This window comes from Beggiatoa alba B18LD, assembly GCF_000245015.1.
In the GTDB taxonomy this organism is placed as follows: domain Bacteria; phylum Pseudomonadota; class Gammaproteobacteria; order Beggiatoales; family Beggiatoaceae; genus Beggiatoa; species Beggiatoa alba.
In genome coordinates this window covers 2,899,511-2,912,700 of sequence record NZ_JH600070.1, presented here as the reverse complement: position 1 = coordinate 2,912,700, position 13,190 = coordinate 2,899,511, and the positions used below count along the sequence as shown (strand labels likewise).

The following is a 13,190-nucleotide window of genomic DNA, read 5'->3' as shown; positions in this document are numbered from 1 at the left end:
TTATTTTCCTTCAAATGCATCAAGTATTTCTGAAGGTAACGGTTCAAAAAATGTCGCAGGCACTTGAAATTGACCTTTTAACAAGCCTAAAGGACGGGCTTTAGGTGCATGTTCTATGGGTTTAGCGTGTACCGTAATGACGACCTCAACATCTTGTTCTGCCATATATTCAGGTAATTGATGTTGTAGCTTTAAAATGCCATTTTTATCAACATGTAGTGTTAATTGAATATCAGGAATAGCAAATTTTCCCATTTTATCGCCCCTCATGTACAAGCAAATTAATGTGATATTGCAGAACTGAATCTTTATTAAAGTATAGTTTTTATAAAAAATACGGATTCATTGAAAGAACAGTCTATTATTTCCTGTCCTTTCAATGCGTCGATTATCAGTTACACATTAAAACGGAAGTGCATCACGTCGCCGTCTTGTACAATGTACTCTTTACCTTCTAACCGCCATTTGCCCGCTTCTTTCGCGCCTTGTTCACCTTTGTAGGCGACGAAATCGTTGTAAGCGATAACTTCAGCACGGATAAAGCCTTTTTCGAAATCGGTATGAATGACCGCAGCGGCTTGGGGAGCGGTTGCACCGATGGCAACTGTCCATGCTCTCACTTCTTTTTCACCTGCAGTAAAGTAGGTTTGTAAGCCTAGTAAGCGGTAGCCTGCATGAATCACGCGATTTAAACCAGGTTCATCCATCCCCATTTCTTGTAAAAATTCTTGTCGTTCTTCGGCATCAAGGGCGACTAATTCAGATTCAGTTTTTGCGCAGACGGGAACAACAACCGCATTTTCTTGTTCGGCAAGTTGGCGAACTTGGTCTAAATAGGGATTGTTTTCGAAGCCGTCTTCGTTGACATTGGCAATGTACACAGTCGGTTTTGCCGTGAGTAGGTGTAGCTCTTTAATCCATTGTTGTTCTTCTTCATTGAGACTTAGCCCGCGCACGGCTTTGCCTGCGTCGAGTTGGGCAAAGAGTCGTTCGAATAGGCTTTTTTGGGCAAGGGCTTCTTTGTTCCCACTTTTGCAGTTTTTCGCAACTCGTTGTAGTGCGCGGTCAACGGTGTCCATGTCGGCAAGGGCTAATTCGGTGTGAATGACTTCAATATCGGCAAGTGGGTTGACTTTGCCCGCAACGTGAATAATGTCGTCGTTTTCAAAACAGCGGACAACGTGGGCAATGGCTTGAGTTTCACGAATATTGGCTAAAAATTTGTTGCCTAAACCTTCGCCTTTAGACGCACCTGCGACTAAGCCTGCAATGTCGACAAATTCCATGCTGGTGGGAAGCACGCGCTGTGGTTTGACGATTGTCGCGAGTGCGTCTAAACGGACATCAGGCATAGCAACTACGCCGACGTTAGGGTCTATTGTACAAAAGGGGTAATTTTCTGCTTGGATGTTGGCATTAGTTAAGGCGTTGAATAAGGTTGATTTGCCGACATTGGGTAAGCCGACGATACCGCATTTGAATCCCATAGTTGTGTGCTTCGCTGTGAGGTAGTAAAAAAATGAAAAAGGGTAGGTATTGTAAAAAAGTCTATTCTGCTCTTACAAGTTAATGAGGGTAAATTAGATCGGTGATTTTCGTGTGTAAAAGACGTATATTGACGTTCTTTTTTGGGGCGTTCTCAGCAATACGTAAATTGTATCAATGAGAATAGTTAATAACTTTTTATTGATGAAATATTTTTATTAAAACTAAAGATTTTAATTAGGACATTGGCATGACTCATCCCGCGTTTACGTTAGTACGCCGTATTCCCATTGTAAGTTTGCAAGTTACTTTTGAAGAGTATCGTCACCTAAAAACAGGGGCTAGACATATCCATTTAGCCGCTGAAGATAGTAATAATGTGTTTATGGTGACATTTTTAACCGTGCCTGAGGATTCAACGGGGGTTGCGCATATTTTAGAACATACGGCATTGTGTGGTAGTCAGCGTTATCCTGTGCGTGACCCGTTTTTTATGATGACTCGACGGTCTTTAAATACGTTTATGAATGCATTCACGGGCAGTGATTGGACAGCGTATCCGTTTGCGAGTCAAAGCCGTAAAGATTTCGATAATTTATTGCAAGTGTATTTAGATGCGGTGTTTTTTCCTTTGTTAGAACCCTTAGATTTTGCACAGGAGGGGCATCGTTTAGAATTTTCAACGCCTGACGATGCGCAGTCGCCTTTGTTGTTTAAAGGGGTGGTGTATAACGAGATGAAGGGGGCAATGAGTTCTCCCATTCAACGCTTACTTATCGCTTTAAATAAATATTTATATCCGACAACAACCTATCATCATAATGCGGGCGGTGAGCCGTCTGATATTCCCAGTTTAACCCATGAACAGCTAAAAGCGTTTCATGCGAGTCATTATCATCCGAGCAATGCAGCCTTTTTTACCTATGGCGATTTATCCGCCGAGCATCATCAGGACTTTTTTGAAACTCGTGCCTTGTCGCGTTTTGAGCCTTTAGATACGCAGTTATCCGTAGGCAATGAGCAACGTTTTACTGCCCCTCAATCAGTGGTTTTAGAGTATCCGATTGGGGAACATGAGGAAACGGAAGATAGAACCCATGTTTTATTAGCGTGGTTATTGAATGAGAGTACCAATGTTCGAGAAAATTTAAACGCGGATTTATTGGGCGGGGTGTTGTTAGAAAATAGTGCCGCTCCCTTGCGTCATGCGTTGGAAACAACGGATTTAGGTTTGTCACCTTCCTCTTTATGCGGTTTTGATGAGAATGCGAAAGAAAGTTGTTTCGTCTGTGGTTTAGAAGGGGCTAACCCTGAGAATGTGGAGGCAATAGAAGCCTTAATTTTCGACGTTTTACAGGATGTTGCTGAAAATGGGGTTGAACCGTCGTTAGTGGATGCAGTTTTACATCAAATTGAATTAGCACAGCGGGAAGTCTCAGGCGATGGTGTGCCCTATGGCTTGCAATTATTATTGCAGTGCGTCGCCCCAACTTTGCACGGTGGCGACCCGATTGATTTTTTAGATATTGATGATGCTTTAAATGCGTTGCGAGAAGATTGCAAAAATCCGCAGTTTATTCCGCAATTAGCCCGTCAATTGTTGCTAGATAATCCGCATCGTTTGCGTTTAGTCATGCAGCCTAGCAAAACCTTAACTAAGCAAGAAGAAACTGAAGAAATAGCACGGTTAGCGGAGATTCAAGCCCATTTAAGCGAGGCTGAAAAAGCGCGGTTAATCGAGCAGGCAAAAATCTTAAAGGTAAAACAGGAAACACCTTCCGACCCTGATATTTTGCCAAAAGTAACTTTAGCCGATGTACCAGCAGACTTTTTTATTCCTGAAGGTTCAGCACGGGCAATTGCGAATTTACCAACAACATGGTATGAACGGAGTACGAATGGCATGGTCTATATGACAGTTGCCATTGATTTACCTGCGTTACCGCCTGAGTTGTTAGATTATGTCCCTTTATTTTGTGATTGTTTAAGTGAAGTGGGTTGTGGCGAGCGGAATTATCGAGAAAATGCGACATGGCAAGCTTTAATTTGTGGTGGATTAGGTACGCGCATCGGGATACGTAGCAGTGTCGATGACCCGCAAGTGGTGCGCAGTGTCTTTACTTTATCAACAAAATCGTTAGTCCGTAATCAACAAGCAACGGCGCAACTTTTATGCGATACCTTAAGCAAAGCACGTTTTGATGAATTAGACCGCTTGCGCGAGCTTATCGAGCAGATTCGTTCTGACCAAGATAATGGCGTGACTGAGCGTGGACATAATTATGTGTCGGTCGCTTCTAGTGCGGGCATTAGTCCAACAGGGGCAATGACTCATCGGTGGTATGGCTTAGAAGGGTTGCTAACGATACGGCAGTTAGATGATAGTTTAACCAGTCCCAATGCCTTGAAAACCTTTGCGGATAAATTAACGCAAATTCGTGATGCATTTTTAACGGCTCCGCGTCAATTATTGGTTGTTTGTGAACCTGAACAACGTGCGACATTGGCGACTATATTGGAGCAGTGTTGGCAGTCTATACCGGCTGTAAAAGCGAATAGTCCTTTATACATGCCAACCCCTGTTAAACGGGTTATCCGCCAAGCATGGGCAACGGCTACCTCTGTGAATTTTTGTGCTAAAGCCTATCCTGTTACTTCAGCAAATCATCGGGATACACCTGCGTTGATTGTTTTAGGCGATTTTTTACGTAATGGCTATTTGCACCGTGTTATCCGTGAGCAAGGGGGCGCGTATGGGGGAACAGCGGTTTATGATGGGGAAAAAGGGGCATTTCGCTTCTTATCCTACCGAGACCCACGATTAAGCGAGAGTTTGCGCGATTTTGACAATGCCTTGATATGGTTACAGCAAACGACACATGATGAACGGGTGTTAGAAGAGGCTATTTTAGGGGTGATTGGACGAATAGACCGCCCTGGGTCGCCTGCGGGTGAAGCAGTGAATGCGTTTATGGCGGGTTTATTTGGGCGTACCCCTGAACAACGTCGCGCTTTGCGTCAACGAGTTTTAGCGGTCACGCTTGAAGATTTACAACGGGTTGCAATGACTTATTTACAATCTGAGCGTGCAAGTATTGCTGTATTGGGTGATGCAAAAGCCTTGGATAAATTAGACGGTCAGTGGGAACGGCGCACCGTTTAGTATTTTGTAAACCATCTGTTTTAATAGATATTTTTCATGCAAAACTATTTAGATTTACTGCAAGATATTCTTGAGCATGGCGTAACAAAGACGGATAGAACAGGCACGGGAACACGTTCTGTATTTGGTCGACAATTGCGCTTTGATTTAACAAAGAGTTTTCCTTTAGTTACAACGAAAAAATTGCATTTACGCAGCATTATTTATGAGTTGCTGTGGTTTTTGCGCGGTGAAACAAATGTGCGCTATTTGCAGGAAAATGAGGTGCATATTTGGGATGCGTGGGCAAAGCCCGATGGTGACTTAGGGTTTATCTATGGTAAACAATGGGTCAATTTCGGCGGGGTGAATCAGATTGAGCAATTGGTTGCAGGTATTAAGCAAAATCCTGATTCTCGACGACATATTGTCAGTGCATGGAATCCGCCTGAATTGGCGTTGATGGCGTTACCACCTTGCCATCTTTTATTTCAATGTTATGTTGCAGAAGGAAAATTATCGTTATTGTTGTATATGCGCAGTAGTGATACGTTTATCGGTTTGCCGTTTAACATTGCCTCTTATGCGTTGTTAGCAGAAATGATTGCGCAACAATGTGATTTAGTCGCGTCAGAATTGGTTGTGACGTTAGGCGATGCACATATTTATCTGAATCATATTGAACAGGTAAAAATGCAGTTAGAAAGAACCCCTTATGCATTACCAACATTAGAAATTGTGCGTAAACCCGCCAGTATTTTCAATTATGCGTTTGAAGATTTTTCTATCTTAAATTATCAGGCGCATCCACATATTAAAGCCCCTGTTGCAGTTTAGGGGATTTTAATTTTATAACTGATTGATTTTTAAAATCAATCAGTTATTTCTTACACTGCAATCATCAATTCTCTGGAAATTAGCGTTTTCTTAATCCTGAACTTCTTTCTGTCGTTTTGCTTAAATCGTCTATTGGTAAAGGTCTTAAAAACAAGTAGATACTAAGCATTAAAAATAAAATATTAAACGTTAACAACGTGTAATCGTGCATGTTGATGTATAAACCAAATGTACCAACCACAATCATCACAGCACTTGCAAACATTTGGGATAGGCTAACAAGTGTTGATACAAACGGTTTCATAACGGGGATACTCCGTAGTTGTCAAAGAAAAGGGTTTAATTTAGAAATTATCTAAAAAGCTAACGTTAGCTTGTTTTGTCATTCTGTCATCATAAACTTTAATTCTAAAAGTATCTGTTGATGTGTCAAGCAATAGACGTTGATGTTTTTCTTGGCACTGTTGTGGCAAATAGGTAGAAATTTTTAATGTTAAATCGTTATATAGATGAACAAAGTCGTTGGGTTAGTCATATTAAACGTTTAAGTTATGTCTATTTTTTCATTTTTATTTTTATTTTAGGCGTGTTAGTCGTAAAACAGAGCATTATCCAGTTTTTTTTATCGTTGCAAACAAAAGATGCTGTTGTAATTAATACAGCAGGTAAGCAACGTATGTATAGCCAGCGGATTATAAAAACAATTTTTGTCTTGTCTATTCATGAGGATGATGATGTTTGGCAGGAAGAATGGGCAATATTAAAAACGGATTTTTCTCATTGGCAAATGTCACATTATTCATTAAAAACGGCTTATACGATTTTAGGCTTGACAATCAATAGTTCAGCCGCGATTAAAACGTTATTTGTTGCGTTAGAGCCTGATTATATTGTGCTTGCGACACAAATTAATGTGATTGTAAATGCACTTGCGTCCGATGGAAAAAGTGCGTTTAGTACACCTATGGTTAAAGTAGCTTTAGACAAGCTCTTGCGAGGAGAATCATTGTATTTAGCAGGGATGAATGCAATTGTTGCACAGTATGAAAAAGAAGCTATTGAGCATGTTAGTTTTTTTCGTAATGTCAGTTTTTTCTTAGATGTGTTTGTGATTTTGTTAGTTGCTATTTTAGGGTGGTTATTGTTTTTTCCATTTAGTCGGCAGTTGATTCGTAATCTTGTTGCTTTTCAAACAGCAAAGAATTTATTGCAACAAAGCCAAGCCCGTTTATTAGAGTCTCAAGCTGTTGCACAAATTGGTAATTGGGAAATTGATTTGAAAAATAATAAGTTGGCGTGGTCTGAGCAGGTTTTTAATTTGTTTGAGCGTGATCCGTTATTGGGAGAACCTGATTATGCAAGCAATATGCGTTATTATTTACCTGAAAGTTATCAACGATTTGAAAATGAAATAAATCTCGCGGTTCAACGACAAGAGGCGCGTCGTTTAACCTTACAGGTCAAATTACCGAGTGGCAGAATGGCTTATCATGATGTATTTATTAAGCCAATTAAATCTGTAGAGACGAATCAGGTTATTAAGTTATTTGGAACGGTGCAAGATGTAACGGTGCGCTGTCATATTGAAAATGCATTACGACAAAGTGAAACACGTTTATTAAGTGCGCAGAAAATCGCGCAGTTGGGATATTGGGAAAAAGAGGTTGCAACAGGGTTGGAATATTGGTCTGATGAAATGTTTCAGATTTTGGGGCTACCGATTGAATCTTATAATTTTCAACAGGCTTTATTAGCGCGTTTAGTTGCACCAGAAGATTATGCAATGTTGTTGGAGTCTTTTTTAAAGCCTAGCCATGATTTATTAGAACGTGCGGTTCATCCTGATGACCGAGCGGCTTTTATGGCGATGTTTGCTGAATTGGCATTAAAAAAAGTACCACAGTCTATGGAGTTTAGAATTATACGGACAGATGGGAGTTTGCGTTATTTACAAGCATTTAATCAGTGTATTGTCGGTGAGCGTGGAAATACGTTATGGCTGATGGGGACGGTGCAGGATATTACACAGCAGAAACTGGTAGAGCAGGCGTTAGTACAGGCAAAAGAGCAGGCAGAGTTAGCCAATCGAGCGCGAAATTTGTTTTTAGCCAGTATGAGCCATGAATTACGCACGCCATTAAATGCTATCTTGGGATTTTCTCAATTATTATTGTTAGACAATCAGTTAAATCGAGAAACAGCGAGTAATTTATCCTTGATTAAGGAAAGTGGCGAGCATTTATTGCAGTTAATCAACGATATATTGGAGATGGCAAAAATTGAGGCTGGTAAAGTTGTGATGGAAAAGCATCAGGTTGATTTGCATCACTTGTGCAATGTTGTAAAACATTTATTTTTACCGCTCGCAAAAAAGAAAGGAATTGTATTGCAGATTGGTTTGCAGAATGTCCCTGTTTTTATTAAGACTGATGGGGATAAGTTACGGCAGGTTTTGATGAAATTAGTAGATAATGCGATTAAAGTTACGCAACAGGGTTGTGTAACTTTATCTATTGATGGTACAGAAGAAACGACAGTACACTTTCAAGTTATGGATACAGGAATGGGGATTGCCGAGCAGGTGTTACCAACCTTATTTACGGCGTTTCAGTCTAGTGCGAAGAAGCAGGCGCAGGAGGGGATGCGTTTAGGTTTGTTTATTAGCCAGCAATTTGTGCAACTGTTGGGGGGAAAATTAAGTGTTGAAAGTCGGATTGGTTATGGTTCAACCTTTTCTTTCACTTTACCCATCGAGTTGAATGATAGTCATGTCATAGAGATGCAGGGTAGAGACAATATTGTTGATAAAACTAAAAAAGTTGTGACGGAAAGTAGTACGATAGAAGTCGATACACAAAATACAGAAGAGGGAGTTTTTACAACATTATTAGCGGAGAATTCTTCTGAATGGTTAATTGCCTGTAAACAGGCTGTCCTTGCTGCAAATTTGGATGAGTTATTGTTATTAATTGAGCAGATTAAAGAGAGTCAGCCAGTCTTAGCGAATAGATTAAAGCAGTGTGCTCAAAATTATGATTATGATTATATAGAATTTTTATTAAATAGGATTTAAGGATATAGGCATCTATTATTAATTAGCTAACGGCAACTAAAACTTATAATTATGCAAGAATATTTAAACCAAAATAGTATTTTAATTGTTGACGATACCTTAGCTAATTTGCAGGTTTTAACGCAAATGTTAAATGTTGAGGGTTATCGTGTACGCCCTGTTTCTACAGGTAAGAAAGCCTTAGCGGCTATTGATGCGATGTTACCTGATTTGATTTTATTAGATATTAATATGCCTGAAATGAATGGTTATGAGGTCTGTAAACAGTTAAAAGCGAATGTTAAGACACAACATATTCCTGTCATTTTTATCAGTGCATTAGGGGAATTACATGATAAGGTTGAGGCTTTTCATGTGGGGGGGGTTGATTACATTACAAAGCCTTTTCAGGTTGAAGAAGTTTTAGTCCGTGTTAAAAACCATTTAGCCTTACAGTCGTTACAAAGTCAGTTGCGTTATAAAGTAAATGAGTTAGAAGATACCAATCAGGCGTTAAAACAGGCAAAGGAATTAGCTGAGTTAAATGCAAAGGCGAAAGCTGATTTTTTAGCTACGATGAGCCATGAAATTCGTACACCAATGAATGGCGTTATTGGTATGACGAGTTTATTGTTGGAAACACATTTAACCCGTGAACAGTTTGCTTTTGTCAATACGATTCGTGTTAGTGGTGAAACGTTACTTGCGATTATTAATGATATTTTGGATTTTTCTAAAATTGAGTCGGGCAATATGACTTTAGAGTCACACCTATTCTCTCTTTATACGTGTTTGGAGGAAACCTTAGAATTATTTGCAGAACAGGTTAATCATAAAAAAATAGAATTAATTTCTTATCTTGATAAGACTGTTCCTGAATGGATAGAAAGCGATGCAACACGAGTTCGACAAATTTTAACGAATTTAATTGGTAATGCGGTGAAGTTTACCAGTCAGGGCGGTGTCGTTATTGAAGTCAGTGCAAAGGAATTAAGTCAGGAAACAATAGAAATACAATTTATTATTCGTGATACAGGAATTGGAATACCTACGGATAAAATGAATTATCTATTTAAATCTTTTACACAATTAGATAGTTCTACAACACGAAATTACGGCGGTACAGGATTAGGATTAGCAATTACAAAACGCTTGTGTGAGTTATTAGCAGGCAAAATTTGGGTTGAGAGCGTAGCAGGACAAGGTTCTAGTTTCTTTTTTACAATTCAAACTAAGAAAGTACAGACGTTATGTGATGAGCATCGAACAACAATTATTGCTCAAGAATTACAAGGTAAAAATATTTTACTAATGGATAATAAAGCAGTTTATACAAAAACATTAAGTCGACAGTTACAACAATGGGGATGTAAAGTTACTATTGAGACACGAGGGGAGCAGGTATTAGAAAATATAAAAAATCATCAACATTATGATTTGATTATATTAGATTTCTTTATCATGGATATTAATGGTATTCATGTTGCGCGTACAGTTCGGTCATTACAACCTGATATTCCCCTAATCATGATAACCACTATGAGTCCAACCGATGTCAACGTTGAAATACAAGCATTATTTACCGCTTGGCTAGTAAAACCACTTAAGACGCAAGCATTGCTCAACATTTTTAATTATCTGTTTGCCAATATCGAACTCCCGCCAGAAGTCGCTCAACGTAACTCTTCAATTACGGATAAAAATTTAGCTAAACGTTACCCATTAAGAATTTTATTAGCAGAGGATAATCCAATTAATCAACAACTTGCTTTGATTATGTTAAATAATATGGGTTATCAAGCAGATGTCGCAGGTAATGGTTTAGAAGTATTAAATACATTGCAACGTAATCACTATGATCTTATTTTAATGGACGTGCAGATGCCCGAAATGGATGGTTTCATGACAACGCAAATGATTCGTCAAACGCGAAGTCATACAACAAATCCGTTACGTATTGTTGCGATGACCGCTAATGCATTACAAGGAGATCGGGAAAAGTGTTTAGCTGTGGGTATGGATGATTATTTAAGTAAACCCATGAGATGGGAAGATTTATATGCCATTTTGGAAAAATGGGGTAGGCAGATGATCCAAACACACCAAAAAGTAGATTTGACTATTACATCTACACCACCATTAAATCTATCACTGATTGCACCTATACCAGATATTAAAGTTGTTGATATGGCAACCTTACGTATGGTGAAAACCTCAATGGGTAACGGTTGGGAGCGATTACGCGATGTTTTTTTGCAACAAACTGAAGAACTCAGCAAAGAAATGTTAGTTCAATACACGCAACAGAATAATGAAGCAGTCAGCCAGATTGCACATAAATTACGTGGTTCGGCAAGTACTGTCGGAGCTAAATCGCTGGCACATTTATGTGAACTTATCGAATTTAATGAAAAGCGTGGAAACCCTCAAGACCTCAATGAATTATTAAAACAATTACAACTTTGTGCAGAACAAACCATAGAACAAATTGCACAATTTCAAGAATAAATTAACAATAAGGATGGAGAATCTTACGATGTTAGCAACACAACACGAAAACGTCACATGTCCCTTTTGCGCCTTGTTATGCGATGATTTACAAGTACATCAGGAAAATAACCAAATTCAAAAAGTCACTCATGCCTGTCAACAAGGCTTAGAAGGCTTTCAATATCAAACAGAAGTAAAGCCTCGCATCCAAGGGCAAATTGTCAGCGAAGCAGAAGCTACAATAGCGGCTGTTGAATTATTAGCAAAAGCAAAATTGCCTTTATATGCAGGCTTAGGTACTGATGTTGCAGGTATTCGAGCAGTGCTACAACTGGCTGAACAAACAGGCGGAATTCTTGACCACCAAGATAGTAGTAAACAATCCGCCCGTACTTTAGCAATTCAACACAGCGGATATTTAACGACTACATTAACAGAAGTTCGTAATCGTGCTGACTTCATGTTATGGATTGGCGATGGTATTCCAACCTACTATCCACGTTTATGGGAACGATGTGCACAACGTAAAGAAACCTTATTTACAAATGCACCTAAACAACCCTCACTTATACAATTAGGTGGAACGCCTGTTGAGTACGCACAAAAATCATTCAACATCCCATTATCACAACTCCCTGAAGTTATTAATGGATTAAGAGCATTACTTGCAGGACACACATTACAACAAACACATATTGCAGGAATTCCTGTTGCAGACTATCAATCTTTAATGACTCAAATGACGGCTACACAATATGGCGTTATTGTTTGGCAAACATCAGGGCTACCTGCAACACAAACTGATTTACTGATTAATGCGCTTTATCAACTGGTTAAAGAACTTAACCAAAACACCCGTTTTGCAGCCCTCCCATTAGGGGGAAGTCATGGTGGTGTTTCTGCCCTACAAGTAACAACATGGCATACAGGGTTTCCACTTCGTATCGGCTTTAAACAAGAACAAGTAACCTATGACGTATGGCAATTTGATACTTTGCGACTCCTCGAACAAGGCGAGATTGATACACTTATATGGTTATCGAGTTTTAGCGATGTAAAACTACCAAAGGAAGCTGCACAGACTCCTACAATTTTAATTGCGAACACATATCCACAAACCCTTGCATTTGAGCCAACTATTTTCCTACCAATTAGTACACCTGGCATTCATCATACTGGACAACTTTTCCGAACAGATGGGGTTGTCTCCTTACCATTGAAACGCATTTTAAAGAGTGAGTTACCAACAGCAGAAGCTATACTACACACATTGAGTGCTAAATTAATGGCAAAAAATGTTGACAATGTCTGATATGCGAGTAGAATGCGCGTCTTTCCGAAGCACAGAAGTTAGAATTAGGAAGTGAAGAGGTTAAGCGGAGTAAGAAGACGAAGCGAGACCGAGAAAGTTAAAGCGGATGGAAAAAAAGGATTGACAAGTTGTTTGTGTGATATATAATGAGCGACTTGCTAACGGCAGTAGCCGAAGGCGAATAAGTAAAGTCAACGAGATTAAAAAAGTAGTTGACAAGGGCGAATAAAGATGTAGAATATGCGCTCTCTTAAGTTAAGCAGGATTGTTTAACCCGTATCAAACGAAAGTTTGAAGCTGATAAAAAAGTTAAACAAAAAGCTTGACAGAATAAAAAAGCAGTATATAATGTTGTCTCTCTTGAAACGCTGCAGTAAACGACGTTAAGTTGTAAACATGATAGCGAATCAATATGACAAATCAGTTAAGGCGCGATAGTCTTAATGATAAAGCTCTTTAAAAGTAGAATCAAGTAATTTGTGTGGGTACTTGCCAAAAAACTCGTCAAACGAAGTATTTTAGGCAAGAACTCTGTCAAAAGAGCAAGCTTGCGAATGAACATGAGTTTAAACTGAAGAGTTTGATCATGGCTCAGATTGAACGCTGGCGGCATGCTTAACACATGCAAGTCGAACGGTAACGGGTTAAGCCGACGAGTGGCGGACGGGTGAGTAATACATGGGAATCTGCCTGATAGTGGGGGACAACCTAGGGAAACTTAGGCTAATACCGCATAATCCCTAAGGGGGAAAGTAGGGGACCTTCGGGCCTTACGCTAACAGATGAGCCCATGTCGGATTAGCTAGTTGGTAGGGTAAAAGCCTACCAAGGCTACGATCCGTAGCTGGTCTGAGAGGACGACCAGCCACACT

At 39.5% G+C, this 13,190-nt stretch carries 8 protein-coding genes and 1 other annotated feature; of the genes, 5 read left to right on the top strand and 3 right to left on the bottom strand.

Features of this window, described 5'->3' with window-relative positions:
• Both BEGALDRAFT_RS11815 and ychF read right to left on the bottom strand, forming a co-directional pair.
• Positions 1-255, bottom strand: a complete 255-nt coding sequence (locus BEGALDRAFT_RS11815; RefSeq protein ID WP_002690261.1) for a type II toxin-antitoxin system Phd/YefM family antitoxin — start codon at positions 253-255, stop codon at positions 1-3.
• Between the two features lie 140 nt (positions 256-395).
• A complete protein-coding gene (gene ychF / locus BEGALDRAFT_RS11810; protein ID WP_002690259.1) occupies positions 396-1,487 on the bottom strand; it encodes a redox-regulated ATPase YchF in 1,092 nt (363 codons plus the stop codon).
• Positions 1,488-1,735: 248 nt separating this feature from the next.
• On the opposite strand from ychF, the gene BEGALDRAFT_RS11805 reads away from it, so the two are divergent.
• Together BEGALDRAFT_RS11805 and BEGALDRAFT_RS11800 are read left to right on the top strand one after the other, a co-directional pair.
• Complete coding sequence (locus tag BEGALDRAFT_RS11805) at positions 1,736-4,648, top strand: insulinase family protein (RefSeq protein WP_002690257.1); 2,913 nt, start codon at positions 1,736-1,738, stop codon at positions 4,646-4,648.
• A gap of 36 nt (positions 4,649-4,684) precedes the next feature.
• Positions 4,685-5,464, top strand: coding sequence for a thymidylate synthase (locus BEGALDRAFT_RS11800; protein WP_002690256.1), 780 nt, complete (start codon positions 4,685-4,687; stop codon positions 5,462-5,464).
• Positions 5,465-5,543: 79 nt separating this feature from the next.
• Here the strand turns inward: BEGALDRAFT_RS11800 and BEGALDRAFT_RS11795 are convergent, their stop codons facing one another.
• Positions 5,544-5,768 (bottom strand): hypothetical protein, encoded by a 225-nt coding sequence (locus BEGALDRAFT_RS11795; protein ID WP_002690254.1) that lies wholly within the window; start codon positions 5,766-5,768, stop codon positions 5,544-5,546.
• A 186-nt stretch (positions 5,769-5,954) separates the two neighbouring features.
• Here BEGALDRAFT_RS11795 and BEGALDRAFT_RS11790 point away from each other — a divergent pair, with 186 nt between their 5' ends.
• Genes BEGALDRAFT_RS11790 through BEGALDRAFT_RS11780 form a run of 3 tightly spaced genes read left to right on the top strand, consistent with a single transcriptional unit; the run spans position 5,955 to position 12,318 of the window.
• Positions 5,955-8,537: an ATP-binding protein gene (locus BEGALDRAFT_RS11790; RefSeq protein ID WP_002690252.1), complete on the top strand. Its 2,583-nt coding sequence runs from the start codon at positions 5,955-5,957 to the stop codon at positions 8,535-8,537.
• 51 nt (positions 8,538-8,588) lie between these two features.
• Entirely contained in the window at positions 8,589-11,024 is a 2,436-nt protein-coding gene (locus tag BEGALDRAFT_RS11785; protein ID WP_002690250.1) for a response regulator, read from the top strand.
• A gap of 28 nt (positions 11,025-11,052) precedes the next feature.
• Positions 11,053-12,318: a hypothetical protein gene (locus tag BEGALDRAFT_RS11780; RefSeq protein ID WP_002690248.1), complete on the top strand. Its 1,266-nt coding sequence runs from the start codon at positions 11,053-11,055 to the stop codon at positions 12,316-12,318.
• 626 nt (positions 12,319-12,944) lie between these two features.
• Positions 12,945-13,190, top strand: a sequence feature (16S ribosomal RNA rRNA prediction is too short).